27 protein-coding genes and 4 pseudogenes are annotated in these 25976 nt (G+C 70.6%); 5 read left to right on the plus strand and 26 right to left on the minus strand.

Going from position 1 to position 25976, the window contains the following annotated elements; genetic code table 11:
- Nucleotides 1–26: 26 nt before the first annotated feature.
- From AB0D48_RS31625 to AB0D48_RS31705, 17 genes and pseudogenes are all read right to left on the minus strand, one after another.
- Entirely contained in the window at nucleotides 27–866 is an 840-nt protein-coding gene (locus tag AB0D48_RS31625; RefSeq protein ID WP_362404702.1) for an SDR family oxidoreductase, read from the minus strand.
- 160 nt (nucleotides 867–1026) lie between these two features.
- Nucleotides 1027–2607 (minus strand): GMC family oxidoreductase, encoded by a 1581-nt coding sequence (locus AB0D48_RS31630; RefSeq protein WP_362404705.1) that lies wholly within the window; start codon nucleotides 2605–2607, stop codon nucleotides 1027–1029.
- Nucleotides 2608–2759: 152 nt separating this feature from the next.
- The gene (locus AB0D48_RS31635) at nucleotides 2760–3680 is read right to left on the minus strand and encodes a cyclase family protein (protein WP_362404778.1); all 921 of its coding nucleotides are present in this window, start codon (nucleotides 3678–3680) and stop codon (nucleotides 2760–2762) included.
- Between the two features lie 35 nt (nucleotides 3681–3715).
- Complete coding sequence (locus AB0D48_RS31640) at nucleotides 3716–5332, minus strand: gluconokinase, GntK/IdnK-type (protein ID WP_362404708.1); 1617 nt, start codon at nucleotides 5330–5332, stop codon at nucleotides 3716–3718.
- A 211-nt stretch (nucleotides 5333–5543) separates the two neighbouring features.
- Nucleotides 5544–5636 (minus strand): annotated as a pseudogene (locus tag AB0D48_RS31645) (GlsB/YeaQ/YmgE family stress response membrane protein); the annotation flags it as partial.
- A 75-nt stretch (nucleotides 5637–5711) separates the two neighbouring features.
- A complete protein-coding gene (locus tag AB0D48_RS31650; protein ID WP_362404711.1) occupies nucleotides 5712–6089 on the minus strand; it encodes a hypothetical protein in 378 nt (125 codons plus the stop codon).
- Nucleotides 6090–6130: 41 nt separating this feature from the next.
- On the minus strand, nucleotides 6131–6403 hold the full coding sequence (locus tag AB0D48_RS31655; protein WP_362404714.1) for a gas vesicle protein K: 273 nt from the start codon (nucleotides 6401–6403) through the stop codon (nucleotides 6131–6133).
- Complete coding sequence (locus tag AB0D48_RS31660) at nucleotides 6400–6582, minus strand: gas vesicle protein (RefSeq protein WP_362404781.1); 183 nt, start codon at nucleotides 6580–6582, stop codon at nucleotides 6400–6402. Before AB0D48_RS31660 ends, AB0D48_RS31655 begins: the two co-directional genes overlap by 4 nt.
- Nucleotides 6582–7388, minus strand: a complete 807-nt coding sequence (locus AB0D48_RS31665; RefSeq protein ID WP_362404717.1) for a GvpL/GvpF family gas vesicle protein — start codon at nucleotides 7386–7388, stop codon at nucleotides 6582–6584. The genes AB0D48_RS31660 and AB0D48_RS31665 overlap by 1 nt, the downstream gene beginning before the upstream one ends.
- Nucleotides 7385–7705 carry a gas vesicle protein gene (locus tag AB0D48_RS31670; protein WP_362404720.1) on the minus strand — a complete coding sequence of 107 codons (321 nt, stop codon included), beginning with the start codon at nucleotides 7703–7705 and terminating at the stop codon, nucleotides 7385–7387. Before AB0D48_RS31670 ends, AB0D48_RS31665 begins: the two co-directional genes overlap by 4 nt.
- On the minus strand, nucleotides 7702–8814 hold the full coding sequence (locus AB0D48_RS31675; protein WP_362404723.1) for an SRPBCC family protein: 1113 nt from the start codon (nucleotides 8812–8814) through the stop codon (nucleotides 7702–7704). The genes AB0D48_RS31670 and AB0D48_RS31675 overlap by 4 nt, the downstream gene beginning before the upstream one ends.
- Entirely contained in the window at nucleotides 8807–9385 is a 579-nt protein-coding gene (locus AB0D48_RS31680; RefSeq protein WP_362404726.1) for a DNA primase, read from the minus strand. Before AB0D48_RS31680 ends, AB0D48_RS31675 begins: the two co-directional genes overlap by 8 nt.
- Entirely contained in the window at nucleotides 9382–9618 is a 237-nt protein-coding gene (locus tag AB0D48_RS31685; RefSeq protein ID WP_362404729.1) for a gas vesicle protein GvpG, read from the minus strand. Before AB0D48_RS31685 ends, AB0D48_RS31680 begins: the two co-directional genes overlap by 4 nt.
- 5 nt (nucleotides 9619–9623) lie before the next feature.
- Nucleotides 9624–10343 (minus strand): GvpL/GvpF family gas vesicle protein, encoded by a 720-nt coding sequence (locus AB0D48_RS31690; protein ID WP_362404732.1) that lies wholly within the window; start codon nucleotides 10341–10343, stop codon nucleotides 9624–9626.
- Nucleotides 10340–10771: a gas vesicle structural protein GvpA gene (locus AB0D48_RS31695; RefSeq protein WP_362404734.1), complete on the minus strand. Its 432-nt coding sequence runs from the start codon at nucleotides 10769–10771 to the stop codon at nucleotides 10340–10342. The genes AB0D48_RS31690 and AB0D48_RS31695 overlap by 4 nt, the downstream gene beginning before the upstream one ends.
- A 46-nt stretch (nucleotides 10772–10817) precedes the next feature.
- Nucleotides 10818–11129, minus strand: coding sequence for a gas vesicle protein GvpO (gene gvpO, locus AB0D48_RS31700; RefSeq protein ID WP_362404738.1), 312 nt, complete (start codon nucleotides 11127–11129; stop codon nucleotides 10818–10820).
- Between the two features lie 81 nt (nucleotides 11130–11210).
- Complete coding sequence (locus AB0D48_RS31705) at nucleotides 11211–11762, minus strand: GNAT family N-acetyltransferase (protein WP_362404741.1); 552 nt, start codon at nucleotides 11760–11762, stop codon at nucleotides 11211–11213.
- A gap of 521 nt (nucleotides 11763–12283) precedes the next feature.
- Between AB0D48_RS31705 and AB0D48_RS31710 the strand changes: the two are divergent.
- A pseudogene (locus tag AB0D48_RS31710) lies at nucleotides 12284–12583 on the plus strand (DUF4436 family protein); the annotation flags it as partial.
- Here AB0D48_RS31710 and AB0D48_RS31715 read toward each other — a convergent pair.
- From AB0D48_RS31715 to AB0D48_RS31725, 3 genes and pseudogenes are all read right to left on the minus strand, one after another.
- Nucleotides 12508–13163: pseudogene (locus tag AB0D48_RS31715) on the minus strand (IS5 family transposase); the annotation flags it as partial. The pseudogenes AB0D48_RS31710 and AB0D48_RS31715 sit on opposite strands and share 76 nt — an antisense overlap.
- Before the next feature lie 87 nt (nucleotides 13164–13250).
- Entirely contained in the window at nucleotides 13251–13886 is a 636-nt protein-coding gene (locus AB0D48_RS31720; protein ID WP_266845586.1) for a VOC family protein, read from the minus strand.
- A gap of 300 nt (nucleotides 13887–14186) precedes the next feature.
- Nucleotides 14187–14342, minus strand: a complete 156-nt coding sequence (locus AB0D48_RS31725; protein WP_362404745.1) for a hypothetical protein — start codon at nucleotides 14340–14342, stop codon at nucleotides 14187–14189.
- 72 nt (nucleotides 14343–14414) lie between these two features.
- Between AB0D48_RS31725 and AB0D48_RS31730 the strand changes: the two genes are divergently transcribed.
- A complete protein-coding gene (locus AB0D48_RS31730; RefSeq protein ID WP_362404748.1) occupies nucleotides 14415–15305 on the plus strand; it encodes a LysR family transcriptional regulator in 891 nt (296 codons plus the stop codon).
- Nucleotides 15306–15386: 81 nt separating this feature from the next.
- Here the strand turns inward: AB0D48_RS31730 and AB0D48_RS31735 are convergent.
- The 3 genes and pseudogenes from AB0D48_RS31735 to AB0D48_RS31745 form a co-directional block, all read right to left on the minus strand.
- A pseudogene (locus tag AB0D48_RS31735) lies at nucleotides 15387–15650 on the minus strand (transposase); the annotation flags it as partial.
- Between the two features lie 132 nt (nucleotides 15651–15782).
- Entirely contained in the window at nucleotides 15783–17396 is a 1614-nt protein-coding gene (locus AB0D48_RS31740) for an alpha/beta fold hydrolase (RefSeq protein ID WP_362404750.1), read from the minus strand.
- Nucleotides 17397–17407: 11 nt separating this feature from the next.
- Nucleotides 17408–18958 (minus strand): alpha/beta fold hydrolase, encoded by a 1551-nt coding sequence (locus AB0D48_RS31745; protein ID WP_362404753.1) that lies wholly within the window; start codon nucleotides 18956–18958, stop codon nucleotides 17408–17410.
- 194 nt (nucleotides 18959–19152) lie between these two features.
- Here AB0D48_RS31745 and AB0D48_RS31750 point away from each other — a divergent pair, with 194 nt between their 5' ends.
- The 3 genes from AB0D48_RS31750 (at nucleotide 19153) to AB0D48_RS31760 (ending at nucleotide 21768) form a co-directional block, all read left to right on the plus strand.
- Complete coding sequence (locus AB0D48_RS31750; RefSeq protein WP_362404758.1) at nucleotides 19153–20136, plus strand: phosphotransferase; 984 nt, start codon at nucleotides 19153–19155, stop codon at nucleotides 20134–20136.
- A gap of 262 nt (nucleotides 20137–20398) precedes the next feature.
- Nucleotides 20399–20872, plus strand: a complete 474-nt coding sequence (locus tag AB0D48_RS31755; protein ID WP_362404761.1) for a hypothetical protein — start codon at nucleotides 20399–20401, stop codon at nucleotides 20870–20872.
- 254 nt (nucleotides 20873–21126) lie between these two features.
- Nucleotides 21127–21768 carry a hypothetical protein gene (locus AB0D48_RS31760; RefSeq protein WP_362404764.1) on the plus strand — a complete coding sequence of 214 codons (642 nt, stop codon included), beginning with the start codon at nucleotides 21127–21129 and terminating at the stop codon, nucleotides 21766–21768.
- A gap of 178 nt (nucleotides 21769–21946) precedes the next feature.
- Here the strand turns inward: AB0D48_RS31760 and AB0D48_RS31765 are convergent, their stop codons facing one another.
- The 3 genes from AB0D48_RS31765 to AB0D48_RS31775 form a co-directional block, all read right to left on the minus strand.
- Entirely contained in the window at nucleotides 21947–23344 is a 1398-nt protein-coding gene (locus tag AB0D48_RS31765) for a hypothetical protein (protein ID WP_362404767.1), read from the minus strand.
- Nucleotides 23345–23547: 203 nt separating this feature from the next.
- The gene (locus tag AB0D48_RS31770) at nucleotides 23548–24831 is read right to left on the minus strand and encodes a DUF5933 domain-containing protein (RefSeq protein ID WP_362404770.1); all 1284 of its coding nucleotides are present in this window, start codon (nucleotides 24829–24831) and stop codon (nucleotides 23548–23550) included.
- A gap of 336 nt (nucleotides 24832–25167) precedes the next feature.
- Entirely contained in the window at nucleotides 25168–25611 is a 444-nt protein-coding gene (locus AB0D48_RS31775; RefSeq protein ID WP_362404773.1) for a hypothetical protein, read from the minus strand.
- Nucleotides 25612–25976: the final 365 nt, after the last annotated feature.

The following is a 25976-nucleotide window of genomic DNA, read 5'->3' on the forward strand; positions in this document are numbered from 1 at the left end:
GCTCGGGATGACGGGCCGGACGAGGCTCAGCCGCCGGTGGCGAAGCCGGGGAAGAGGGTCATACCGCCGTCCACGTAGAGCGTGGTGCCCACGACGTAGTCCATGAGGTCGGAGGCGAGGGCCACGGCCGCGTGGGCGATGTCGTCGGGCTCGCCGATGCGCTCGTACGGGATCAGCCGCAGCAGGTCCTTCCGAGCCTCAGGCGTTTCCCATGCGTCCCGGTTGATCGGAGTCTTGATGGCTCCCGGAGCGATGGCGTTCACGCGGATCTTCTTGGGCGCGAGCTCCTGGGCCAGGGTCGCCATCAGCATCTGCACGCCCCCCTTGGAGGAGGCGTAGTTCGCGTGCCCCGCCCAGGGAATGAGCTGGTGGACGGAGCTCATGCAGATGATCTTTCCGGCCGCGCGGGACACCTCCGGAACGACACCGCGCCGCAGGAACTCCTTCGTCGCTTCCCGCGCGCAGAGGAACTGACCCGTGAGGTTGACGTCCAGCACCTTCTGCCACTGGGCGAGCGTCATCTCCTCGAACGGGGCGTCGCGCTGCAGTCCGGCGTTGGCGACCAGGATGTCGATCGTGCCGAACTCCTGGACCATCCGGTCCATCATGGCCACGACCTGGTCCTCCTGGGACACGTCCGCCTCGTACGCGGCAGCGCGTACGCCGAACGAGGCGATCTCCGCGACCACCTTTTCGGCCTCTTCGGTGCCGGCCACGTAGTTCACGACCACGTCGGCGCCGGCCCGGCCCAGGCCGATGGCCGTGGCCTTGCCGATTCCGCTGTTGGCGCCGGTGACCAGTGCTTTCTGGCCCTTGAGCAGATGAGCGGAGATCACTCCCTGCGGTACGCCTTCGGTGGAGCTCACGATCGACTGCCTCCTCGACTGCCCGATCCGGTCCGTCGGACCGCGGCCCGACAGGGCCCGAACGCCACCGAAGCACCCTCTCCGGAGACCGGCCCCTCGTGCGAGGTGTTCTTGGGCCACACGGCCGGGCAACAACGCCCGGTCGGAGGAAGCCGCCGGGTCAGCTGAGCCGTTCCACGAGGTGGTCGCCCACCCGCAGGGCGTTCGCGATCGCCGTGAGGGACGGATTGACCGCCCCGATGCTCGGGAAGAAGCTCGTGTCGACCACGTACAGGTTGTCGAGGTCGTGCGCTTTGCAGTTCACGTCCAGCGCGGAGGTGGCCGGGTCGTCGCCGAACCGTACGGTGCCCGCCTGGTGCGCCGTGGCGCCGATCGGCATGCCCTTGTGGAGGTAGAGGCTGCGTGACAGGAGCTGGTGCTCGTGCATCCCCAGATGGCTGAGCATGCCCTGGAGCTTGTGCCGCAGGCGTTTCAGCCCCTCGATGTTGTTCTTCTCGTCGAGCACGAGATGGATGGTGCCGTCGCCGTCGACGGTGACGCGGTTGTCGGGGAGGGGGAGGTCCTCGCCGCACAGCCAGAAGTCGACCGCGTGGTGGGCCATGACTTCGAAGGGCATGTCGGGGGTCACGGCACCTGCCCAGCGGGGCGCCTCACCGTGGATCTGGTCGGCGTCAGACTTGCCGAGCATCTGGATGCCGCCCAGCGGGTAGTCCCAGTCGTCGGCGCCGAGGTACCAGTCGTGCAGGGCCAGGGTCTTCTGGAACTTGGTGTCGTTGGGGTCCTTCGAAATGGCCATCAGGGCAAGGTTGTTGTGGCGCATGTAGTGTCGGCCGACCACGTCGGAGCTGTTCGCCAGCCCGCGTGGGTGGCGGTCGTTGGCCGAGGCCAGGAGGAGCGCCGCCGAGTTGACCGCCCCACAGGCGACGACCACGACGTCCGCGGAGCAGGAGGCCTCGACCCCGTCCTCACCCCGGGTCACGACCGTGCTGACGCTGCGTCCGGTCGGGTCGGTCTCCAGCCGGACCACCCGCGCATTGGTCATCATTTCCACGTTCGGGTGCCGCAGGGCGGGCTCCACGCAGATCACCTGGGCGTCCGACTTGCCGCGTACCAGGCAGGGGAAGCCGTCCACGCGGTCGCAGCGGATGCAGGCGCTGGAGCTGGTCGCCCGCCCGTTCTCGTCCTGGCTCAGGTCGACGCCGATGGGCAGGTGGAACGGGTGCAGGCCGCGCTTCTCCAGGTCGTCGCTCAACTGCTGGATCCGTGGCTCGTGCTCGACCGGCGGGTAGGCGTACTGGGCGCTGTACGGCCCTTCCCACGGATCCTCTCCGTGGCGTCCGTGGACGAGGTAGAGGTGCTCGGCCTCGGTGTAGTAGGGCTCCAGGTCCTCGTACCGGATCGGCCACGCCGGCGACAGCCCGTCGTGGTGGCGGAGCTCCCCGAAGTCCTCGGGCCGCAGCCGGAAGAGGGCGGCGCCGTAGAACTTGGTGTTCCCCCCGACGTAGTAGTTGACCTCCGGCGGGAACTCGTCGCCGTGCTTGTCCAGCCAGAACTCCGGGGCACGGTACTTGCCCTTCACGAACACGGCGGTGGAGTCCCAGTTGTCCCGCTCGCGTGGGAGGTAGCCGCCGCGTTCGAGGATGAGCACCCGTTTACCGGTCGGGGCGAGCCGGTGGGCGAGCGTACCGCCGCCGGCGCCCGAACCGATGATGATGACGTCGTAGTGCGGGGAGTCGCCCACGGCGACCACCGTCCTTGCGCTCGTGGGCCCCGCCTGTCACCGGGCCCTCTCTCTGCGCGCTGCCGAGACACGGCAGCCACCCCACCCCACCTCTTCGAACGTATCCCTCCTCTCCGCGAGCGGCGACCGGACGGGGCTCCCGCGCGCGGCTGTCACAAAACGGCGATCGGGTTCACGGGTGAGCCGGTGGCCGCCGGTAGCCTGAGCGGCGCGACCACGCACAGGAAGGACCACCTGCCCGCGCGGCTGCACACCTGGGTCAAGTCCTCGAACTGCAGGTAGTCCATCAGATGCAGTCCCATGGCGTGCATCGCCAGCACGTGCACGGGAAAGTCGATCCCGGCCACCGCGCTGGGGGCCGTGTCGTTGTTGCCGTCCGCGCCCAGCACGCACACCTGCCGCTCGGCCAGGAACCGGACGGCCGCGGGATGCAGGCCTGCCCGGGCCCGCGCCGCGTCCCACGCGCCGCGCTCCCGGCGCCGTGCGCGATGCCCGACCCGTACGAACAGCATGTCCCCCGGCCCGACCCGGACCCCTTGGGCCGCCTCCGCAGCGGTCAGGTCATCGGCGGTCACGTCATCCCCGGGCTCCAGCCAGGGCACCCCCCGCAGCCGCGGAATGTCCAGGAGCACGCCACGGCCGACGATGCCGTCCCGGACGACCTCGACGGAGAGCGCCCCGGCGCCCTCCGGCGTCACGCTGCTCGCCGGCACACCGTTGTAGAGCTCCCCGTCGAACAGCACGTGGCACAGCGCGTCGAGATGGCTGTCCGCGTCCCCGTGCACGTTCATCGCGAACCGGTCGCGTGCGAAGTGCAGACCCTCGGCGCCGGTCTCACCGGCAGCGGGAGCGGGAGCGATCATCCGGTGGTGGGCGGGTTCGGGATTGTCCGGGCCGGGCAGGGTTTCGATGGGCGCGGCCAAGGACACCGTGAGGCCGGAACGGACCTCGGCGGTGGCGGCCACCACCCGCTCGGGCGTCAGATGGCCGAGGGTTCCGCGCCGGTCGTCCGGGGCGCGCGGGCTCCTGTCCCGCAGCTCCTCGTACAGCGCGAGGAAGTCGTCACCGGTCATGGGCCGCGGCGGCGTCGACGGCCCGGTGTCCGCGGTCACCAGGACCCCCACGGGGCCAGGCCCCACCGGAAGACGTGGCTGCCACCCGGTTCCAGGACGGTGAGCGCCGTGCCACTGCGGAAGGCGTTGGCCGGGCAGGACATAGGCTCGATGGCTACGCCGCGCCGACGCCGCCCTGGCTCGGACAGCGTGTCCCCGGTGTAGACCTGCACGTACCGGATGCCCTCGATGAGCCGTACGTCGATGCCATGCTGCCCCGAAGGGTGCGCCAGCCGGACCGAGCAGTGCCCGGCGGGGTCCCGGTCGAGCCCCGTGTACGCGGTGTCCAGTCGTATGTCGCCGATGGGCCGGGCGGCGCGGAAGTCGTACGCCGTGCCCTCGACCGGCTCCTCACCGGCCGGCAGGCCATGTTCATCGGTAACGAGCCGGTGGCGGGCCGGCACGGTCAGCAGCGCGGTGTCCACCAGGTCGGTGCCCACGGTCAGATAGGGATGCTGGCCCACGCCGTAGGGGGCGGCCGTGTCCCCCACGTTGGTGGTGGTGACGGTGGTCTCCATCCCCTCCCGGCCGAGCCGGTACTCGGCGGCGACCTCCAGCTGGTACGGGTATCCCGGCTGCGGGAAGAGGACGGTGCCCACGGTGACCGCGTCCTCGCTGCGGGCCAGCAGCTGCCACGGCACCCACCTCAGGAGCCCGTGGATCGCGTTGTTGTTCTCCGGTTCGGTCAGCGGGAGTTGCTGGTCCTCACCACCGAAGCCATAGCGCCCGCCGTCCACCCGGTTCGGCCAGGGCACGAGGAGCTGTCCCCGTCCGCCGGTGATCCGCTCGCCGGCAGCGAATCCGTCGAGGAGCGGCCGCCCGCCCATCTCGTAGCGGCGCAGAGCGCCGCCCAGTTCGACCACCACCGCCGCCTGCGCGCCGTGGCGGAGCCGCCACTGTTCTCCTGTTGCTGTGGGGGGCACGTGCGGCTCCTCGGTCGGTACGGCCGGCGAGGCCTCCGCGCCGGTGGGTGAAGGGTCCGGTGGGGGGTCCGTGCCGGTGCCGAGAAGGGCGACGGCGTCCGCGACGACATCGTCCGGAGGCTGGTCGATGTCCACCACGCAGGCGTGCTCGTCGGGCTCCGGCTCCTGGAGGTCGGCGAACTGGCTGTCCAGCAGCTGCGCGGGGAAGAAGTGGCCGTGCCTGGACAGCAGCCGGGACAGGATGAGTTGCCATGAACCGTGCAGATGGACCAGACGTACGTCAGGCCGTCCCCCGGTCAGTTGGTCCCGGTACGCGCGCTTGAGCGCGGAACAGGCGACGACGGCGGGTTCCCGCGCTGCGATCCGCCGGGCGATCCACGTCGCGACGGCAGCCAGCCACGGGCGTCTGTCCTCGTCGGTCAGGGCCTCGCCGGCCGCCATCCTGGCCCGGTTCGCCGGAGTGTGGAAGTCGTCGGCGTCCTTGTACTCCCAGCCGAGCCGGTCGGCCAGCAGCTGCGCCACCGTGGACTTCCCCGACCCCGCCACGCCCGTCACGAGTACCACCGTTGCGGGCACCTGCGCGCCGAGGGCTTCCGGCTCGCCCTGACCGGCCGGGGCCGGACCTGTCCCACCGCGCCGGAGCCCGTGCGGCGGCCCCCGCATGGGTTCCTTCACGTGGCGCCGCGCCATGCGGTCTCCTTCGTGCGGTGGACCGGCCGGTGCGGTCCCCGGCCGGGTACTTCCACTCTCGGCGCGCGCGGTCCGCGGCGCACCTCGGCGAGCGCGGAGGGGCAGGCGCGGCGGCGCCCTCGCGGTACCTGTGCCGGTCGTGCCCCGGACCAGCAGCGGCTCCGCCCTCGGGAGAGGGGGAGCCGCTTCCGTGCGAGGTGGGACACGCCGTTCAGGCGTGGCTGTGGTTGCGCTTGTTTCCGGTGACCAGCCGGTAGAGGACGAGCAGGATGACAGAGCCGGCGATGGCGGCGATCCAGGTGGCTCCCGCAGGAGGCCGGCCCGTCCGGCCGTTGCAGGAGCACCCGGGTCCGCGAGCGGTTGACCGCGCGCGGCCCTTTCAGAGGCGGCCGCCGGTGAGCCTGGAGAGCGGCCCGCGCTGTCGCAGGCCGGCACGACGGCCGAGCGTGTAGGCGGTGGTCACGAAGGCGGCGGTGGCGGTGGCCGCTCCGGCCGTGACTGCCTTGCGGGCCCTGACCGCGGTCCAGACCCACCCGGCTCGGCCGAGGGACCCGCTGACGGCCTTCGCGGCGGCGGCGGTCTTCTCCGCCAGCGGTGCCGGCAGGGCGCTGAGGGCGCCCGCGGTGCCGCTCGCCGTGGTGGAGGCCGCCTTCGCCCCCTCTCGGGCTGCGTTTGCGGTCCGGTCACGGGTCTTGGTCCCGTTGGAGGAACTGCGCGATGTGGAACGGGCGTTGGTGGTCTTCTCCGATTCAGTCATGTCCCGCGTGTGACCGCAACCCTGTGCGGTAAACGCTCCGTTCACAGGAGCTTTCCCAACGGGCCGAGGTCGATGTTCAGGTCCTCGGGCCGAAGTCCGAAGCGGGTTCGGAGGAGATCCATGCGGTCTTCCAGGAGCATCAGGGTCAGGCCGAGGCGCTCCTCCTGGTCCTCGGTGAGACCGCCGCTCTCGACGCGGCGGAGGGCTTGGCGCTCCATGAGCTGCCTCAGGAGTTCGATGACGGTCAGGACGAGGCAGGCGAGGTCGCGTTCGACGGTGTCGGGGTCGAGGTCGATCCTCTGCGGGCGGCTCATGGGGCTCCCTGCTTCCAGGGTGGGGGAACGGTGTCGTTCACCGAGCTGATCAGGGCTTTGAGGTCGATGCGTACGAGGTCGATGTCGGCGATCCGCAGAGTGATGTCGCCCGCGAGCACCACCCCGCCCGCCAGGAGGCGGTCGAGGAGGTCGACGAGGGCGACGTCCTGGTCTGCGATCACGAGGGCTCCGCGGGAGGCACGGTGGTGGTGTGGGTGAAGGAGTAGGGCACCCACGGACCGGTGACCTCGACCCGGACGCCGGCCGGCAGGTCGTCCGCGGTCGGGACGCTGTCGAGGAACGTTCGCCGGTCCGCGGTGGGCACGAGGTAGGCGGCGTTGAGGACGTTCTGGCCCGGCGCCTTGGAGAGCTGCTGCTGTTGGGGCGGGTGGAGCACGGTTCCGGCCGCCTTGTGGGCGAGCCGCTCGTGGAGGGCTTCGGCCGTGCGCTGGGCCTGGCCGGTGCGATCGTCCTGAGCCCGCCGGTCGCTGATGCGGCGGCGCAGGTAGTCCCGGCCCGAGGGGGCGCCGCCGGAGGCCGCCGCGCCGGGTTCGGCGGGCGGAGGGCCGGCGGCGGCGGGTTGGGCGTAGAGCTTGACGCCCCACTCTTCCGCGTTCGTGACCCGTTCCAGGGCCTCGCTGAGGGGCGCCCGGGCCTGCGCCAGCAGCCGACGGACTCCGTCCCGGCCCCGGCAGATGGTGGCCAGCCGGAGGGGCACGGTGGTGGTCCGGCTGCCGACGCGGGCGACCACCCCGTGGTGGGCACGGGCCACCCCCGCGAGCCAGTCCAGGTCTTCCAGGTGGGCACGGAGCGGCTGTTCGTCGAAGTCCGCCGCGTCGACCGGCTCGACGACCGCCGTGAGCCCCTCGTGGTCGACGAGTTCCAGGCCCCTGCCCAAAGCGGCCGGGATGCCGAGGTCCAGGGGCGGGGACGGCGGTGTTCCGGTGCGCAGCACGGTGTAGACGTAGAGCAGTTCGTCGCTCACGGGTGTTCCTCCTGGCGGGCTTCCAGCTCTGCGACGCGTCGGCGCAGTTCCTCGTTCTCACGGCCCAGTTCGCGGTGGCGGGCCTTGGAGGAGAGGGCGGGGTCCTGCTCCCACCAGTCGATCCCCATCTCCTTGGCGCGTTCGACTGATGCGACCACCAGACGGAGTTTGATGGTGAGCAGTTCGATGTCGAGGAGGTTGATGCGGATGTCGCCGGCGATGACCACGCCTTTGTCGAGGACCCGTTCGAGGATGTCGGCGAGGTTGGCGCTGGAGTTGTCGTCGTAGGGCCGGGGCAGGCCGGAGGGCATGGTCATGCTGACCGTCGGCTTCCGCGGCGGTTGCGCGGCCGGGCGGTTTCCCGCTCGGCCCCGGGCTCGGATTCCTCGTCCGGCTCCGCCTGCTCGTAGTCGGAGTCGAGGTCGTCGGCTTCGTCCTCGTAGCCGTCGTCCGCCTCCTCGCCCTCGGCCTCGTAGTCCTCTTCGTACTCCTGGTCGTCCGCGACGCCGGGTCCGGACTCGTCGTCGTAGAGGTCGGCCGTGTCCCCGGCGTCGATCTCGTCGGGCTCCTCGGCGCCGGTGTCCTCGGTGAGGTCCTCGGGCTCCTGTTGCTCCTCGTGGAAGTCGACGGGTTCGCCGTCGCGGATCTCGCCGCGCCAGCCGTCGGGCCGGCCGCCGGCGAGGGTGAGGAAGCGGGCGTAGTTCTTCAGGTCCAGGCGGACCCGCCGGCCCTGGGCGCGCCAGAGATTGGCCGTCTTTTCGACGAGGCCCTGGGGGTGGTATTCGATGACCAGCAGGACACGGGTGAGGTCGACCGCCAGTTCGTGGAAGGTGACCACGCCGCGGGTGGTGGTGCCCTTGTCGCCCTCGGAGGTCCAGACGATGCGCTCGTCGGGGACCTGATCGGTGATGTGAACCGTCCAGCTGCGACGGGACCAGAGGACCTTGGCGTTCCAGTTGCTGGTGGTCTCGTCGACGCCTTCGGCGCTGGTGACCGCGTGCGCGAAATCGGGGAAGTCGCGGTACCGGGTCCACTGGTTGTAGGCGTCCTTGACGGGCACGCCCACGTCCACCGATTCCAGGATGACGGTGGGCCTGCCACGGCCGGGCGTTCCGCCCCGCCTGCCCAGTCGGTCGCGCAGCGCGTGCGCGGCCTTGTCCTTGGCCTGCTTCGCGCCGGCTTCGACGACCGCCCGGAGGGGACCGCGGCCCTTGCTGATCCTACGGGCGCCGTCGAGGGCCAGTGCCCGGAACCCGGGGCTGCTGCCGTCTGCGATGGCGTTCAGGTGGGCGGTGGAGCGGCCCATGGTCCGCCCGGCACCCGCCAGGAGCCGTTCGGCCTGCGCCATGAGGTAGCGCTCCAGCTCCTCCTTGGCCCGGTCGGCGGCGGGGCTGTCCTTGAGTCGTGCCAGGGCGGTCTCAGGCATCGCCGTCACCTCCCCGGCCGCGGCCGGCGGACCGCTTGGCAGTGCGCCGGGCGGCCGGTTGACCGCTGCTCTTGGCGCTGGTCCCCGCAGAGCTCTTGGCCCTCGTGGAGCCGGTACGGCGGGTGCCGGTCCGGGCGGCCGCCCGCTTGCGCGCCGGACGCCCGCCGTCGCCGTCACCCCCCTCGTCGTCGCTGCCGGCGGCCTCGTCGGCCCCATCGGTCTGCCGGACCTCGTCATCGCCCTTGCCTGTGAGGCCCGCGAGGCGGTCCTGCACGTCCAGCGTGCGGTCGTGCAGGCGGTCGGCGACGGCCTCCAGCCGGCGGTCGACCAGGGCACTCACGGCCGCCGATCCCACCCCGCGCAGGTCTGCGTGCAACTGCTCGCGTATCTCCTTCACCTGCGGGTTGTCCCCCAGGCGGCTGCCGATGAAGGACGCGACCGAGGCTGCGTTCGGGGCGAGCTTGCGGCCGAGCACCAGGGTGGTCAGGCCGAAGGCCAGCTTGGCCTTCTTCGTGCGGCCCAGTACGTAGCCGGCGCTCACGGCCAGTCCCATTGCCATGCGGTTGTTCATCGCGGTCGCATCCTGTTTTCCAATCGGGCCAGGAGTTCGTCCTCCCGGCGGTCGAACTCGGAGTCGTCCATGTCCCCTGCCTCGAAGGCAGCGACCAGCTGCGCGAGTTCACGCTGGACGACGGCAGGGTCGTAGTACTGCCGCTCCGCCTCCGCGACGACCTGGCGCAGGACCCACGCCGTCCCTCGAACCGGCGCAGCCGGCAGCAGCAGTACCTCCTTCAGCAGGCCCATGGCGCTCAGCCCGCGTCGGCGAAGCTGTACGGCGGCAGCGGTCCGGTCGCCTGCACCTGCAGGTGTTCGTGCTGCTCGTGCAGCGTACGGACGGCGGCGAGGAAGTCCTCGCGCCGGTTGCGGTCGACCAGGAACGAGAGGTTGGCCAGCCAGCCCGCGCTCTCGGGTCCCCGGCGCACCCCCTCGGCGTACGGGGTGAGGGTCTGCTCGAGCAGTGCGGCGTCCGTCCGTTCACGCTCGGAGACGGCGCGGGCGACGAGTTCGCCGAACAGCAGCTTCTCGTCGTGGCCGCCGCCGCCCGCCGCACGCAGGGCCTGGTGGCGGGCGCGGAGCTGGGGGTCGGCGGCGAGCACGGCGAACAGGACCGCTTCCTCCTGGTGGTTGGCCTTGACGTTGTACTCGTCCCTGCCCGCCAGCGCCTCCAGGCGTTCCATGTACGCGTCGTGGTGCTCGCTGAGGATCGCCCCGACGGTGTCGTCGTCGGGGGAGACACCGCCGAAGCGCATCGGCAGGACGGGGCCGCCCGCCTGAGCCTGGATCACCACCCTCTGGTGGGCCAGGAGATCGCGACGCTTCGCCTTCAGCTCCGTGGGAGCGTCGCTCACCAGGGCCATCAACTGCCCTGCCTGTACGGTGCGGACCGGCAGCGGCGGCTCGCCGATGCCGTCTATGGTCTCGGGCAGCTTCTGCGACGCGCGGGTGATGCCGTAGACGTAGGTGCTCATTCCTTTTCCTCCCGTCGGGTGGCGGTGCGCCGCCGCGGCCGACTCTCGGTCTTTTCCTCCGAGCTCTCCTCGCGGGCCTTGCCGAAAGCGTCGGAGATGGTCTCGGCGGCGCCGCTGAGGGCGCCCTTGGTCTTGCCGCGCGCCCCGGATTCGGTCATCTCGCCCACGAGTTCGGGCAGACCGGGGCTCTTGCGGGGTCCGGCTTCCAGGTCGAGGCGGTTGCATGCCTCCGCGAACCGCAGGTAGGTGTCGACGCTGGCCACGACGACCCGTATGTCGATCTTGAGGATCTCGATGCCGACCAGCGAGACCCGTACGAACGCGTCGATGACCAGACCACGGTCCAGGATGAGTTCCAGTACGTCGTACAGGCCGCTGGAGCCACCGCCGGAAGCGGCGGGCGCGGGCTGGGCAGGAACGACAGTCATTGTTCCGTTTCCCTTTCTTCGGGGGGCAGGGACGGAGAAGCCGCCTTCAGCGGCGGTCCGCGCGGCCCCTTTCGTAGCGGCGGGTGCGCCGGTAGCCGATGAGCTCGCCCTCGCTGTCGGCCTCGACGTCGTACGAAGCCAGCAGCGTCATCGTGTCCGGGACACGGGGCAGTTCGACGATCTCGACCGAGAGCTTCCAGGTGCCGTCGTCGGCTCGCTCGCACGAACTCACCGCCTCGGCCGGCAGGCCCAGCAGCTGGGACAGCTGCTGCATCGCCGAAAGGATCACTTCGGCCGGGCGCGGCGGCTTCCCTTCGCCCGCCTTCTTCTGTGTGCCGTTGTCAGATGTGTTGGCCATGACTTCCTCCTGCCTCGTATGACCGACCGCCCCGACCTAAAACCGTCTGAGATCCACGGACAACCGGTTTGTCACTGTTGGTCAGTTTTCTCGGGGACGTGTCGCGGACGCGCGTGTGCTGTCTTCCCGGCACCAGGTGGTGGCGCGCGCCGGGTCGGGCGGCGGCCTGTGTGCATGGGGGCAGGGGGTGTCAGGGACGACCGGAATCGGCATGCGTCGCAACAACTCGCGGGTCGTGCGCAGGCTCAGGGTGCTGTGCCAGGTGATCCCCGGGTGGCAGAAACGCAGGTGCGACAGGGCGCGGGTGCCCAGGCCGGTGCGCTGGAAGCGGTCGTCGATGGTGATGGTGTTGATGACGCCCTGAGCGCAGTCCGTGCAGATCCGGTAGTGGACACGCCCCACGACCTGGCGTATGTGGACGAGGAGCAGGCATTCCTCGCCGGGGCCTGGGCCGTCCGGGATGCGTGTGGGCGTGAACTCGATCGCCCGGTGGGCCAGGACCCAACGGTGCAGCCGGGTGGTGACCCGGGCGCGGAGCGAGAGACCGGGGCCTGGTTGCCCGTCAGGCGGTGGCCGCGTCGTGGAAGCCGGGTCGAACCGAGTGACGACGGGACGCGCATGATGTCCGTGCATGAACCCTCATGTGCCCTCGGCCAGGACCCCTATCCGCCCTGAGTGGCGCGGCACTGCCCGCCACGGCGGCGGGGTGGACGGCGGTTGTTCGTCGTGGTGCCGGCCGTGGCCCGGCGGCGCAGCAGTTCCGTCCTCGTCCCGGGCATCCGCGCCCTCGGAGCTGCGCCGGACCACCCGTCACGTACGCTCCCGCGAACCGGACGCGCGGAGCACGGCGCGCCGCCGAGCGGCTCTTCGGCCACGTACTGGCCGAGCTGGGGACGGCCGCGGGCTTCGCCACCGGCGCCGACACGCACGCCCGGATGCGGTGGATCGTCGGGCCGGTCGACGAGGATCGTACTGCGGCCACCGCCCCGCGTCCCGGAGAAGACGGCCGCCCGCGACGGGCGTGCCCGGCTTCCGCAGACCGCGCCCCGTGGCCGCGAGGTCCGCTCCCGGCGGCGGGCCGGACGAGCCCGTTGCCCTTCCCACCCCGTCGGACGCGACGGCCGCGCCGTCCCGGCAAGAGGCCGTCGTGGGGCGTGATGGTCGTCATGTGGGCGCTGGCGGCCTCCGTGCTCCTCGGCGCCTGGTACCTGACGACCCGCGGCCAGGGCCTGGTCTGGCCCGCCCTCGCCTGGATGGCCGCCACCCTTTTGGCCCTCTCGGCGTTCCGGGACACCGCCCCCGGCACGCCCCCGATCGGCTGCGCGATGGACTGGATCGCCTTCCTGTGGGCCGAGACCATCATCGCCCTCAGGCCTATCTGGTCGGACGGCTGCGGCATGACCGCGCGGATCCCGCGTCGTTGCAGGTGGGACCGAATGGCACGGGAGGAGTAGGCCCGGTCCGCGAGCACGGCCAACGGCCGGGTTCGGGGCCTGCCGGGCCCGCTTCGTGGCACGCGGATGCGGGCCATGACCGCTTCGAAGACGGGTGCGTCGCCGGCCTGGCCCGCGGTGACGGTCAGGGCCAGGGGCCGTGCACGGTCGTCGGCGGCCAGGTGGACCTTGGTGCTCACGCCGCCGCGTGAGCGTGCGAGGGCGTGGTCGGCGGGCTCGCTGCGGTCTTCGGCCCCTTACTGCGTGCTCCGGCGGAACGCTGGTGGGCGCGGACGACGGTGGAGTCGACCGAGACGGTCCAGCCGATGCCGTCATCGGCGTCCGCGGCCGCCAGCGCGGCGGTCAGGATGTTCTGCCAGGTTCCGTCGACGGCCATCTGATCAGCCGTTTGTGGGCGGTCTGGAACGGGCCGAGCTCGTCGGGCAGGTCCCGCCAGGGCGAGTTGGTGCGGTACTTCCACCCGATGGCCTCGAGCGTTCGGCGGTGATCAGCCCACCGCCGTCCACGGACCGGATCGGGCCGGCATCAGCGGCTCGATCCGGCCCCACATCGCCTCAGTGATCACTAATCGGGCAGACACATCCGATCAACTGACCAACCCATCAAAGAGACACGCGCTAGCCAGGAGACCCCAGCCGGCTGCTCCCGCGGGGCAGTCGGGCCCTGGTCAGATCGTGACCGGGCCGTGGGCGGTGGCGAACTCGACCGAGACCAGGCCCGGTTCCTCATCCTCGACCCAGGTGACGTCGATCTGGTCGAGGGGGTGGTCGGCCGGTTCGCCGAGGAATTCGGCGATGGAGGCGGCGTCGCCGGCGATGGAGACCCCGTGGATGGTGGTGGAGGTGCGCGGGTCGGCGCTCGGGCGCTCCTCGATGGGGACCAACCACTGAAGGAAGTAGGGCAGTTGCGGGTCCTCCAGCAGTTCCAGCAGTCCGATCTGCTTCCACCTCAGGTCGAACCCGTCGGGGCGGACACGGTGGCCCTCGGCCGAGGTGCGGCCGAGGCGGGCCTCGACCGGGGCGATGTCGTCGACGGAGACCACCCAACCGAGCCAGCCGCCGCCCTCGGCGGCGCGGCGCGCGACCGCCTGGCCGAAGGGTGCGCGGTCGGCGGCGGGGTGGTCGAGTGTGGTGACGACCTCGACGTAGGTGCCGCCGCTCAGCGGGAGAATAAAATTGCGGGTACCGAATCGCGGGTGCACGCCCCCGTCGACGAACCCGCCGCCGAGGGCCGATCCGATCCACTGGACGGTCGAGACGAAGCTGTCGCGGGCCACCGCATAGGACACGTGATCAAGTCGCACTGCGCCATCATCACCCGACAACCCGTACAAATCCCGACGCCACGCCCGCCGCCCCGGCCGCGTTCGCCGTGGATTCGGCCGTGGAGCGGATCGATCATCGTCATCCCGGCGGGGGAGGCCCGGTCGAAGCCAGGCAGCAGCGCTGCCGCCTCGTCGAGGCCCACGACCCGCTCGATCAGCCGCTGCGGGGCGAGCGCTGCTGCCACAGGATTTCGATCCGGCATGCAGCACCATGCGCACCGCACTTCCAAGAGACAGGCTCTCGCCCCACAGATGGGATCGGTGAGCTGGAACAGGTGCTCACCCCACGGCTCTTGGCGGATCCGGCTTGACGAGGGCCCCCTCGCGGCGCAGCCGTTCGTACTCGGTCGCGAGATCCGTGAGGGTCAGGTCCTCCACGGTCAGCGACACCTTGGTGGTGACGACGTTCGTCCACTGAGCATCCGGGTTGGACAAGATGATGATCGACGGCTGATCATGCAACGCCGGTCAAGCAGGGGTAACGAACGAGAGGGGGCGTGGGGGCGCGTGGAGCTGCGCGACATCGAGATCTTCCTGACCTTGTCGGAGGAGCTGCACTTCGGAAGGACAGCCGAACGGCTGCACGTTTCGTCGGCACGGATCAGTCAGGCGATCAAGAAGCAGGAACGGTCGATCGGGGCGAATCTATTCGAGCGGACCAGCCGGCGGGTACGGCTGACGCCGGTGGGTGAGCAGTTGCTCGGGGATTTGCGGCCGGTGTTCCAAAGCCTGAAGGCGAGCGTGGACCGGGCGCGGCTCACCGCCCGGGGCCAGACGGACATCCTGCGGATCGGCCTCATGGTCACCAACGGCCACGAACTGCGGCCCTTCTGGGACGCCTTCCGTTCGCAGCATCCGCAGTGGGGACTGCGACTGAACCACAACGGCTACATCGACCCGTTCGCGCCGCTACGCAACGGAGAGATCGACCTTCTGCTGTCATGGCTTCCGGTGGAAGAAGCCGATCTGACCGTGGGGCCGGTGCTCTTCGTGGAGCCCAGGGTCGCACTGGTGGCCTCCGACCACAGGCTGGCCGGGCGCTCGTCCGTGACCCTGGAAGCGTTCGCGGACCACGGCGTGGTGGGGCCCAACGGACTCCAGCCCGAGTACTTCGAGGACGCCTTCGTCCCGTTCTCCGCGGCCAGCGGTCGTGCCATCGAACGGAAGTTCCTGGTCACGACGCTGGACCAGCTGTACACGCTCGTGGCCGACGGGGAGGTCATCCACCTCCTGGGCAATCAGGTCACCCGCTTCTACGTCCGCCCCGACGTCACGTACGTGTCCGTTCGTGACATGCCCGTCCTGCGGTGGGGGCTGGTCTGGCGTTCGGACAACGACAGCCCGATGGTCCGGTCGTTCGTCCGCATAGCCCGCCAGCTCGGCACGATGTCCTTGTGAGGGACCCCGGACCGATGCCGAAATTCGTAGAAGACCACTCCATGGGTGACGAGGATGACCGGCTGACTCAGGTCGCCGCTGGACCGAGACGGTCCAGCCGATGTCGTCAGCGTCGTCGGCCGCTGCCAGGACCGCGGCAAGGATGCGTTCCCAGGTGCCGTTCACGGCCCACCTGATCAACCGCTTGTGGGCGGTCTGGAACGGGCCGAGCTCGTCCGGAAGGTCCCGCCAGGGAGAGCAGGTGCGGTACTTCCACGCGATGGCTTCCAAGGTTCGGCGGTGATCGGCCCATCGCCGACCGCGGACCGGATCGGCCGGCATCAGCGGCTCGATCCGATCCCACATCGCATCAGTGATCACTAATCGGACGGATACATCCGATCAACTGCCTAACCGATCAAAGAGACACGCTCCAGGTCGCGCGTCACCCCGTCCTGGAGGCCGGCGGCCCGGCTTCCAGGACGGGGTGGGCAGCATTCAGGACCCGATCTCGAACTCGGGCGGTTCAAGGCCGCTGAGGCAGCCGGTCTTCGGCGCGGTCGGAGTGTCGAAGAAGGACACGGTGATCTCTTGCGCACACGCCGAGGTGGCGAACACCACGTGGGGTTCGTAGGGGACCGTCACTACGGTGGCGTTGCTCAATGTGCGGGCGACGTACGGTCCGTTGGCCGCCGCGGTCTGGGCGTCGAACCCGCCCGAGATGGCGAGGGTGGGGATGTCGCTCTTCGTGACGTCTCGGATGGAGCGGGGCGCCGCGGGGACCTTCCAGACGTCGCAGTCCGGGCGGAGGAAGGTGAGCAGCGGGGCCTGCGCCTGTACCGAGAGGGGGAACGACGGGAAGGCTTCCTGGCCTCCGCGGAGTGCTTCGGCCTGGGTCTCGTAGGGCGTCCACTCGCTGCAGAAGACGCCGTAGACGAGCCCGTGGGACAGCCGGCCTATGGCCTGGGGGCTGTACTTGCCGGCCGCCCACTGCTCGGCGATCCGCTGGGGTTTGCCGTGGGCCAGCTCGTCGAGGGCGCGGGGTACCTGGGGTGCCACGTGGGTGGCGGCGGTCATCCAGTTCACCAGGGCCCCGCCGTCCAGGACGACCTTCACCTGCTTCTGGCTGCCGGGGAGCGTGACGGTGGTGGTGACCGGCTTGGCTTCGAGGTCGCGGACGAGGCGTTCGAAGGTGGCCGACAGGTTCGGGTAGCGGCGGTTGCAGGCGGGCTGCTCCGCGCAGGCCTTGAACACGCCGCCGAAGCCCTGCTTGGCGGCGCTCCAGGTCACTGCCGACCCTCCCGTGGACGGCGGCAGGATGCCGTCGATGCCCACAGACCGGATTCCGTCGGGGTGCAGGCGCACGTAGACGAGCGCCAGCTGGGTGCCGTAGGAGATGCCGAACACGTTCCACTGCTCGAGGCCCAGCGCGGTGCGCAGGTCCGCGAGGTCGGCGGCGCTCTCGATGTCGTTGTAGGCGCTGAGGTCTGCCCCGCTCGCCGCCAGTTTCTCGCGGCAGGCCTTCGTGGCCTCGACGTGCAGGCGCTCGCTGGACGGCGCGTCGTAGACGAGCCCGGTCGCGCGCGCGTTGAACTCGTCGATGTTGCGGCAGGTGAGTGCCGGGTCGGCCGAGTACGTTCCGCGCTGGGACATGAAGATCACGTCGCGGTCGCGGTTCAGGCCGCCGTCGATCGCCATCTTCGCCTCTCCGACCGCGTCGTCGCCGGGTCCGCCGGCGAGCCACACGATGGGGTCGGGTTTCGGTTTGCCGGTGGCCGCCGCCACGATCGCGACACCGAGTTTGATCTTTCTGCTGTCCGCTTCGGTGCGGTTCTCGGGCACGGTGAGCGTTCCGCAGCGGGCCCCTTTGAGCTCGGCGATCGGTTCCGGCGTCTTCGGGCAGGGGCCGGGCTCGAAGCTCGCATCGCCGACGGTTCGGGCGACCGTGCCGATCGCCGCTCCGGTGCCGCTGCTGGGGCTCGGGTCGGTGCCGGACTGCGCGTGGTCGGGTGTCGTGAGCAGGCCCGTGAGGAGGACCCCGGTGGCCACCGCGGCCGACCTGGCGCGGAGCCGCGCGGTGCGGCTGCGACGGGGCGCGTGGTTGAGAGCCATCTGCCCTCCTGTCACTTCGGGACGATCGTGAACGGCTTCGGCGTGAGACCGTCCACGCAACCGGTGTCGGGCTCAGTCGGATGGGCGAAGAACGAGGCCAGCACCTGCTGCGCACAGGGCGACTGGGGGACCACCCAGTGCCCGATTCCGGGGATCACCACGGAGGTCGAGCGGGACAGCGTACGGGCCGCGTCCTCGGCCAGGCTCACGCCGGTCTTCACGTCGAACGTGCCGTGGAGGACGAGCGCGGGTACCGCACTCGTGGTGGCCACCCGCTGGGTGGCGGTGCGGTCCGGAACGTTCCAGATGCCGCACACGTCGTACTCGAAGGGGAGTTGCGGTGCCTGGGCCAGAACCGTGTCGGGCCATCCGGGGAAGGCCTTGCGCCCCGCGTTCAGCACGTCGGACGGGGAAGAACCCGGCACCCACTCGCTGCACGCCACCGAATTCGTCAGGCCATGGGCAGTTTCGCCGATGGTCTGGACCGAACCGGACGCACGGGCCTGTGCGAAGCGCTCCGGACGTCCGCGGCTGAGCTCGTCGATCGCCGCCGGGACGTCGGCGGCCTTGACGCTGTTGTCGATCAGCACGTTCAGCAGTGCGCCCCCGTCGAGGTCGACCTTGACCGTGTCTCCCCCCTTCGCCGGCTTGGCGTTCAGCACCAGCGGCTTCGCCTCCAGCCTGCGTACCTGCTCGGTCAGCGTGCGGGGGAGGTCCGGATAGCGGCTCTTGCAGCGGGGCTCGGCCTCGCAGGCGTCGAAAATGGCCTCGATCCCCTGCTTGGCACTGCTCCAGGTCACCGGCAGGGCGATGCTCACCGGAGGGGTGAGCGAGTCGAGCGCCACCGCCCGAATGCCCTGGGGGTGCTCGCGCAGGTAGGTGAGGGCCAGGTTGGTGCCGTAGGAGTACCCGTAGACGTTCCACTCCTTGAGGCCCAGTGCCGTGCGCAGTTCGGCGAAGTCCGCTGCGTTCTCCGTGGAGTTGTAGGCGCTCAGATCGATTCCGTCGGCCGCCAGGCGGTCGCGGCACTGCTTCACCGCGTCCAGCAGGGGCCGTTGCGACGCCTGCGTGTCGTAGCGGAGGCCCACGGCCTTCTCGTTGTACCGGTCGATCTCCGGGCAGGCGAGGTTCGGCTGCCCGTAGAGGTTTCCGCGCTGGGCCATGATGATCAGTTCTCGGTTCTTGTTCAGGCCCGAGTCGACCAGGAAGGGGATGTCGTCGAACGTGTCGGCGCCGGGGCCGCCCGCCATGAACACCACGGGGTCCTCGCCGGGCTTCGGCTCCGTGGCCGCGATGACCGCAACGGGCAGCTTGATGGTCCGGCCGTTCGGGCGGGCGCGGTTCTCGGGGACTTCCAGGAAGCCGCACCGGGCGGTGCTCAGCGCCCCGATCGGCTCGGGCGTCCTCGGGCAGGGGCCGGGCACGAAGCGCGACGGAGGGGTCGGGCTGGGCCCGGCGAACGGGGCCTGGGGCGATGCGGCACTGCCCGGTGTCGCGCCGAACGCCGCCAGGCAGACCAGGGTGGCCGCGGCAGCCGCCGCGTTGATGCTGTGCTTTGGCATGTGCTCTCGTTCCTCTGCCGACATCCGCGGCCGCCCTGCCGGGCGGCGCCGCAGCGGGTTGGGTGGAACGCACCTCTTCGAGGGTAAGCGGAGGCGCCGACGCGCGCATGCGCGGGGCCGTCGGCCCATTCCTCCAGATCGACGGACCAGAACCACCCGTGATCTCCGGTGCGAACACCGGTTAGCCTGCCTCCATGGGTTTGGGTGAGGGGACCGAGGGTGTCAGCGCGGATGTCGGCAGTCAGGGCTGGGGTGCCACGCGCTCCTGGGTGGAGAACGGGTTGTCCGAGGCGGAGCGCATCGAAAGGGTTGTGCGGCTGCGCGGCGGCTGGACCTCGGAGATGCGCCGCCTGGACCTCTCTGGGCCGGGTGGCCGGCGCTCACTCGTTCTGCGGTCCTTCGTCAAGCCCTTCTTCGTTCGGCACGCGGAGGGCCTGCTGACCCGTGAGGCGACCATCCTGCGCCTGCTCGGTGACACTGACGTGCCCGCGGCCACGCTGACGGCGGTGGATGCGACCGCGCAGCACTGCGATCACCCCTCCTTGCTCATGTCTCTGCTCCCGGGGACCGTGCGCCTGGGTGACCAGGGTGCTGACGACCGCGCTGAACTGCTGGCCCGGCATCTGGTGCGTATCCATCAACTGCCGGTGACCGCGCCACAACGGCCCCGCACCTACCAGGCCTGGACCTCTCCCGAGCGGGTGACCCTGCCCGCAGCCACCGAGCGGCCTGAGCTCTGGCAGCGGGCTGTCGACGCCATCCGCCGGGAGCCCCCTGCCTATCAGGGTTGCTTCCTGCACCGGGACTTCCATCCCGGCAACGTGCTCTTCACGGGCACCGACGATGCTCTTCAGATCAGTGGTGTCGTCGACTGGGTGGAGACCTCTTGGGGGCCGGCCGACTTGGACGTGGCCCACTGCTCGACGGCCCTCGCCCTGCTGCACGGGATTCCCGCAGGAATGCGCTTCGCCGACCGCTACGTCGCTGCGGGAGGAACCTTGACCGAAGACCGCACCGCCCATCTCTACTGGCGGCTGCTGGACGCGTTGGGGTTCGCTCCGGACGCCGAGAAGGTCGGTGTCCCCTGGCGTGAACTGGGCCGCCTGGATCTCACTGCCAGTGTCCTGACCCAAAGACTGGAGGGATACATTGAATCCCTTTTCAGCAGATACGCCTGAACCGTCGCCGGGGGCGAACGCCCAGGAGTCGAATCGCTGGGCGCCTGGCCACGTTGAGTAAGGTTGGCTCACTTGCGAACGCCACGCGCACGAAAGCATTGCGGGCACGCGCGAGGGCATGCGTATACAGAAATCGCTCCGGGGGTCCTCGTTGGGAACGAATGTCGATGAACGCGGCCGCCCCTGGACGGTTTCGGGCGGCGGACCGATCATCGTCGTCCCGGCAGAAACTGCTGCGCACTGGCGGGGGACGCTACCTCCCGTGGGCATCGAGGTTCCTGAAGGCTGGGCCTGGGGCGCCGCGGACGGCCCGGAGTGCGACTACGACCGGGCGTGCGATCCACCGGTTTCCGAGGCGACGCCGTTCGGAGGCTTCGGATGGGTCGATGTGCAGGGGCAGCCCGGCCTGATCCTTGACGGTGAAATCCTCACGTGGTTCGAGGCGGACCGCCAGGGCGGGATCCTCGTGCGCCCATCGACCGACGAAGCCGATCATGATCCCGAGAGCGTCCCCGCGCATGGTTGGCGCTCTGTAGGAGTGGACGTCCTCTCACTGGCCGACGGGCGCCTGTACATGTTCGATTCGGCCTTCGCCGGAGCCGCAGATCCAGAACGCATTCGAGCGAATGACGGGGTGGGTGTCATCAAACTCGGGGCCGGGCGCTGGCGGGTTGATTTCGCCACCAACGCGGACGAGGTGGACTTTGTGCGCTTCCGTCCTGCCGGAGGCGAGTAACCGATCTGAAGGCTCGCGAGCCGCCTGTCCGACCCTCCGTCGCCGACCCCGCCGACTTGGCCGCTTCCACCCGCGCCGGGCTGGACAGGCGGGTTGGGATCGGGTGCGTGGCCTCCGTCGCCTGCGCCGGAACGCAGGGCGGACTGGCCTGTGGCTCCCCCATCCGGGCGCCATCCGTACCCGTCCGGCATGGCGCCGGGGCCCGTGGCGGCGCGTGGCGGATGCTGATGCCTCCGACCCTGCAGGAGAGGCCCGTGAACGACCCCAGTCCTCGAGGAAGCCGAAAGCCTGCATCTGCCGGAGCAGGCGATGGCGCGGCCGGTCAGGCCGGGGTCGTCGGCATTGGCCTCGCCGCTGTGCTGACGTTCGCACTCGCGCAGGGTTCCTGGCAGTGGTTCGCCACGTACATCGGCCTGACGCTTTTCGCGGTGATCTTCGCCTTTCAGGTACGGCCGGCATGGACGCCCGGCATCCGATCGGCATACATGCGCAATCTGGTCGCGTATTCGCTGGTCGTCGGCCTGTGCGTAGCGATCGCACTGGCTCCCATGCTGCAGCGCTGGGCTTGGCTGTTCCCGATGCCGGACACGCGTAGCGGGTGCGGTGGGCTGGGCAGGTACGAGGTCATGCGGACGAGGGCCGCGGTGGCGGACCTGGCCGGTCGCGACGGTGCTGCTCTCGCCTACGCGCAAGAGGCTCAGAGCCGTAAGGCCGTTGCCGACTGCCTGGCAGCCACGACGACCCTGTGGCTGCCCCTGTACGGAGCTGGGGCAGCCGTGCTGGTGGGTGCGGTCGCGTGGTCCCGCGACCGGAGTCGGGCGAGGAAGGGTCCTCAGCCGGGCCCCTCCTCGCCGGAGCCGGTGGACGCGGGAGCGCGACAGAGCGGCGTGAAGTAGCCGCCGGGAGATCGTCCTGGCGTGCGATGTGCCCGCGAGGCGCGGGGCGGGCCGATGGGCGATCTGCAAGCTTCGGGACGCCCCCGGGGGCCCACGTCGCTCCCCTGCCCCTGGGGAGGCCGGCAGCGTGGGTGGCACCCGAGGACGGCATGGACCACCTCGGCCGAGGTGGTCCTCATCAGTGCCCGGCCAGCGTGTCACGCAACCGCCGCGCCTCCTTGACCAGGTGGGACGAACCCGGCCGCTGCGCGAGAGCGGTCACCTCGGGCAGCTCACCGTACGCACCCGACAGCCGTGCGGCATCCGCCGCGACGGCCAGTACTGCCCCGTGCGCCTGCGGCCGGGTACACGCCAGGAGGCCCGGGAGCGCTGGGGCCAGTACCGCCCAGACCGCCGCGGCTCCCTGCGGCAGGGCGGCCGCCGCCCGGAGCGATTCGGTCAGCAGGGGCACCCTCAGCGTGCCCAGCCCCACGAGTTCGTTCATCTCCCGGCCCAGCAGTCCCCCGTCCAGCCGGCCCCGGGAGGCCAGCAGGACCAGCGCTCGTACGGCGGCCTCCCGGTCCCCGTCCGGGACGGAGGCAAGCCCGTACGCCAGGGCCAGGTGCACCGCTGGTCCGGCCGGCCCCTCGGCCGCGGCCAGCGCCTCCAGGAACGCGGGGGCCCCACGGCCGTCCTGGTCGGCGGCGGAGGCGACACCCGTCAGCAGCCGGGCCGCTGCGATCTCCGGATGCCAGGGCAGGGTGGCCACCGTGTGCGCGTCCCGGCCGTCCGGCAGGGACGCATGCGCGCAGCCGATGTGCGGCTCGAACTTCCGGAACAGCGACCAGAAACGCCGGGGGAAGGCACCGCGGCCCTCGATCGCCCCGTGCCCCACCAGGATCCGGCGGCCGATCCGTGCTCCCCGGCGCCTGCTGGGACGCTCGGGTGCGCCGGACTCGCGCTCCCGCCACCACGCCGGTCGGGGCAGACCGCCCTGCCGCAGCCACGCGGCCACCCGAGGCCCCTCTTCCAGCTCCAGCTCCTCTGCGGCGCCCACTGCTCGGGGATCGACCGGGCCGCCGCAGCGCAGCAGCGCCTGCCCCAGGTCCGCCGGGCCGGGCCGGAGACCCAGCCGCTCGTACTTGGCGAGGCGCGCCACCAGTTCGTGCGGCTCGACCGCCCCGGTCGGCCTGCTCGGCACGGACAGCAGGAACGGAACGGGGTCACCGGCCCGCAGCCGCGCGGCGAGTTCGGCGACGCGAGCTCCCGCGACGTAGTCCAACGCCATGTGCTGGCACAGCTCCAGCCAGCCCGCCCCGGCGTTTTCCCAGGGGTCCTCGGCTTGTACCGGACCCACCGCGGCGCCGACGACGCCGGCGAGGCACTGCACCTTGGGGTGCGGCCGTACCGTGAACTCGCGCGGGACGCTCCCCAGTGCGGCGGTCAGTGTCTCGCGGTCCCGGTAGCCATGACTCACAACGGCGTTGAGCACGCGTTCGAACGTCTGCACGCCGGGGTCGCGGCGGTCGGCCAGCACAGCCGCGACCTCGTCGGCGAGCCCACCAGGTGACGGTGCGGCGAATTCCCCCTCGATCATGTGACGCAGGGTAGAGCGTCCCGCTGACAGCGCCGCCGCCGGCCGCGAGCGGACGGGCGCCACCGGCCCCTCCCCCTCGCGGCCGCGCGGCCACGTTGCGGGCCGCGTGCCCCCCTCGATGCCCTACCCCCCGGGACCGTGCCATCGAGCAGTTCCTCGGGCCGGCCGGGAGGCGTTCAGCCCACGACCCGCTGCCGCACGACTCACACCAGTTCGAGCTGCGGTTCGCGTCGCGGTTCCGGCAGATGCGCCGACGCGGGCTGCCGGTCCCACAGCCTGGTGGTCCGTACGTAGCCGTAGACCACTGAGGCCATCGCCAGTATGAGCAACGGCCCGAACACCCACGGATGTCCGGCCATCACCGTCGACAGGTAGCGATACGACGCCAAGAGCGCAGCGAAGACCGCGGCGCCGTAGACGACCAGCTGGATTCCCGGCCGGTCCCAGCCGCGGCTGAGCGAGCGCAGCCCCGTCTCGATCGTGAGCGTGAACACCACGCCGGCGATGATGTCCGCGCCGTAGTGGTAGCCGAAGCCCAGCGTTGCGCCGAGCGTGGCGATCAGCCAGAACGCGCCTGCGAATTGCAGAGCCCGCGGGCCCTTGCGGGAATGGATGAAGATCGCGGTAGCCCACGCCGTGTGCAGGCTGGGCATGCAGTTGCGCGGGGTGATCTCGTCGAAGGGCATCGGGTGCGGGGCACTGAGCGCAGGCGGCGTGTCCGGCCACAGGTCGGCCACCGCCCAGTGTCCGCCGTCGGCGCCGTAGGCGAAGATCGGCCCGACCACCGGGTAGATCATGTAGATGCCCGGCCCGAGCAGGCCGATGACCAGAAAGGTGCGCACCAGGTGATGGGCCGGGAAGCAGCGCTCGGCCGCCACGTTGCGCAGCTGGTACAGCGCGACGACGACCGCGGCCACCGCGAGTTGGATGTAGACCCACTCGAGAACGTGGGCGCCGACCGTGCCGGTGGCCTCGACGATCCGGCCCACCACCCACGACGGGTTGCCCAACGCGTGATCGGCGGTTGCCACGTACTGGTCGAGCACCGACTGTCGGGTCTTCGACGTGATCAGCAGCCAGGTGTAGCCGGTCTTGCGGCCGGCCACCAGCAAGAGGGCCAGTCCGACGCCTTTCAGCAGCAGGACACGGTCCCGGCCGGTGCGGCGCGTGACAGCGATGACGGCACAGGCCAGGGTCACCCACAACGCGCCGTTGCCGAACATCATCTCGGCGTCGACCGCCCACCGCACGAGCCAGAAGACGAGGTCGATGCCGATCGCGGCGCCGACCGCGATGAACCGCTGCCGCCAGGTGAGCACCACCGTCATCAACGCCATGCTGACGTACAGCACGGTCCCCGACTTGGGGGCGAAAATCACCTCGCGCGCCTGGTTGGTGATCGGCCCCGCCTCACCGTACCGCCGCGCGGCGATCTCCAGTCCGATGAGGAATCCGAGGGCCACCACACTCACCGCGACCCACCACATGGAGCGTGGTTGGCGCCATGCAGCGAACCTGGCTCTGCCGTCTATTCGCGAAAACAATCGCGTTATCGTAGATATCAATTTTCAGCCGATTTGTCTTATTTCAATGCGATCGTCGCGAACTCGAACATGCTAGCGGAGCGTGTGGGTTTCGCTGATGACGGGTACGGGGGTGCGTCAAATAGAGCGATCAGCTCCCCTTTGCCCGTGGCCACGGGTGCGGGCACGGGCGCGGGCACGGGCATGGCCACGGCTGAGATGAAGCACCGCGCGGGCTCCGGACGGGGGCGGCGCGGGCGGCTCAGTGGGCCTCCGGCGACCGGGTCGCGCATGGCCAGCTCAGCGAGGGCGACGGCGGCGGTGATACGCGTACGTCAGGGCCAGGAGCAGGGGGCCCCACAAGGTGAACAGACCGCTGACCGTCATCGCCAGCACGTCCCAGCCCTCGGCGTAGGGGAATCCCTCAGCACCGCCGAGGTGGAAGGCCCCGAACACCCAATCGACCATCAGGGCGGTGAAGAAGAGGCCACTGATCGTCGCGGGGAGGGACGCTGCGAAGGGCGGGATGCGTCTGCCGCCCAGTTTGGGGACCCAGATGGGCACAACCTCTCCCCACCGGCGGACCAAGCCGAAGCTGAGCAGTGCGAATGCCTCGGACATGACGCTGAGTCCGACGACGTAAGGAATGTTCCAGGGCGACGGCGGGAGGACCTCACCGCCCATGCCGTAGCCGAAGGCGATGGGCAGACGCCACAGGCACACAGGCAGTGCGACCAAAGGCATCGCACGGGCGGCGCCGGCCGCCCACCGGGGAACGGGCCGTTCTGTCGCTGTCGCTGTCGCTGTCGCTGTCGATGCCGCTGTCGTGTTGATGTGCGCCGTGTGGGTGGTCATGCCCTCACTGTGTCGGGCAGCGCGTGCTCCCGGATCACCTCCGCGGATGATCCCCCTCCCCCACAAGGGCGAGGAGTGCGGTCCTGAAGTTTCACTCCGCTGCTCTGTTCGCCCGCGTCGTGGCCGGGTTCCTGGCCCCCGGCGTGTCCGCGAGGAGGCCGGCGGGGTCCGTCAGCCGCAGTGACGGCGTGACCGAGATTGGCGCTGAGCGGGGTGGCCAGGCTGCCGGCCGCGGGCTCACTGCGGGTGTCTCC

The organism is Streptomyces sp. NPDC048269, from assembly GCF_040652395.1.
GTDB lineage: Bacteria > Actinomycetota > Actinomycetes > Streptomycetales > Streptomycetaceae > Streptomyces.

What these genes read in the sequence shown, in the direction of transcription:
- AB0D48_RS31670 (WP_362404720.1), bottom strand. Translation starts at nt 7,705, where the DNA reads ATGACCATGCCCTCCGGCCTGCCCCGGCCCTACGACGACAACTCCAGC.
- AB0D48_RS31685 (WP_362404729.1), bottom strand. Translation starts at nt 9,618, where the DNA reads ATGGGCCTGCTGAAGGAGGTACTGCTGCTGCCGGCTGCGCCGGTTCGA.
- AB0D48_RS31650 (WP_362404711.1), bottom strand. Translation starts at nt 6,089, where the DNA reads ATGACTGAATCGGAGAAGACCACCAACGCCCGTTCCACATCGCGCAGT.
- AB0D48_RS31635 (WP_362404778.1), bottom strand. Translation starts at nt 3,680, where the DNA reads ATGACCGGTGACGACTTCCTCGCGCTGTACGAGGAGCTGCGGGACAGG.
- AB0D48_RS31705 (WP_362404741.1), bottom strand. Translation starts at nt 11,762, where the DNA reads ATGCACGGACATCATGCGCGTCCCGTCGTCACTCGGTTCGACCCGGCT.
- AB0D48_RS31745 (WP_362404753.1), bottom strand. Translation starts at nt 18,958, where the DNA reads ATGCCAAAGCACAGCATCAACGCGGCGGCTGCCGCGGCCACCCTGGTC.
- AB0D48_RS31675 (WP_362404723.1), bottom strand. Translation starts at nt 8,814, where the DNA reads ATGCCTGAGACCGCCCTGGCACGACTCAAGGACAGCCCCGCCGCCGAC.
- AB0D48_RS31770 (WP_362404770.1), bottom strand. Translation starts at nt 24,831, where the DNA reads ATGTGGTGGGTCGCGGTGAGTGTGGTGGCCCTCGGATTCCTCATCGGA.
- AB0D48_RS31680 (WP_362404726.1), bottom strand. Translation starts at nt 9,385, where the DNA reads ATGAACAACCGCATGGCAATGGGACTGGCCGTGAGCGCCGGCTACGTA.
- AB0D48_RS31640 (WP_362404708.1), bottom strand. Translation starts at nt 5,332, where the DNA reads ATGGCGCGGCGCCACGTGAAGGAACCCATGCGGGGGCCGCCGCACGGG.
- AB0D48_RS31775 (WP_362404773.1), bottom strand. Translation starts at nt 25,611, where the DNA reads ATGCCTTTGGTCGCACTGCCTGTGTGCCTGTGGCGTCTGCCCATCGCC.
- AB0D48_RS31765 (WP_362404767.1), bottom strand. Translation starts at nt 23,344, where the DNA reads ATGATCGAGGGGGAATTCGCCGCACCGTCACCTGGTGGGCTCGCCGAC.
- AB0D48_RS31655 (WP_362404714.1), bottom strand. Translation starts at nt 6,403, where the DNA reads ATGAGCCGCCCGCAGAGGATCGACCTCGACCCCGACACCGTCGAACGC.
- gvpO (WP_362404738.1), bottom strand. Translation starts at nt 11,129, where the DNA reads ATGGCCAACACATCTGACAACGGCACACAGAAGAAGGCGGGCGAAGGG.
- AB0D48_RS31750 (WP_362404758.1), top strand. Translation starts at nt 19,153, where the DNA reads ATGGGTTTGGGTGAGGGGACCGAGGGTGTCAGCGCGGATGTCGGCAGT.
- AB0D48_RS31740 (WP_362404750.1), bottom strand. Translation starts at nt 17,396, where the DNA reads ATGGCTCTCAACCACGCGCCCCGTCGCAGCCGCACCGCGCGGCTCCGC.
- AB0D48_RS31690 (WP_362404732.1), bottom strand. Translation starts at nt 10,343, where the DNA reads ATGAGCACCTACGTCTACGGCATCACCCGCGCGTCGCAGAAGCTGCCC.
- AB0D48_RS31695 (WP_362404734.1), bottom strand. Translation starts at nt 10,771, where the DNA reads ATGACTGTCGTTCCTGCCCAGCCCGCGCCCGCCGCTTCCGGCGGTGGC.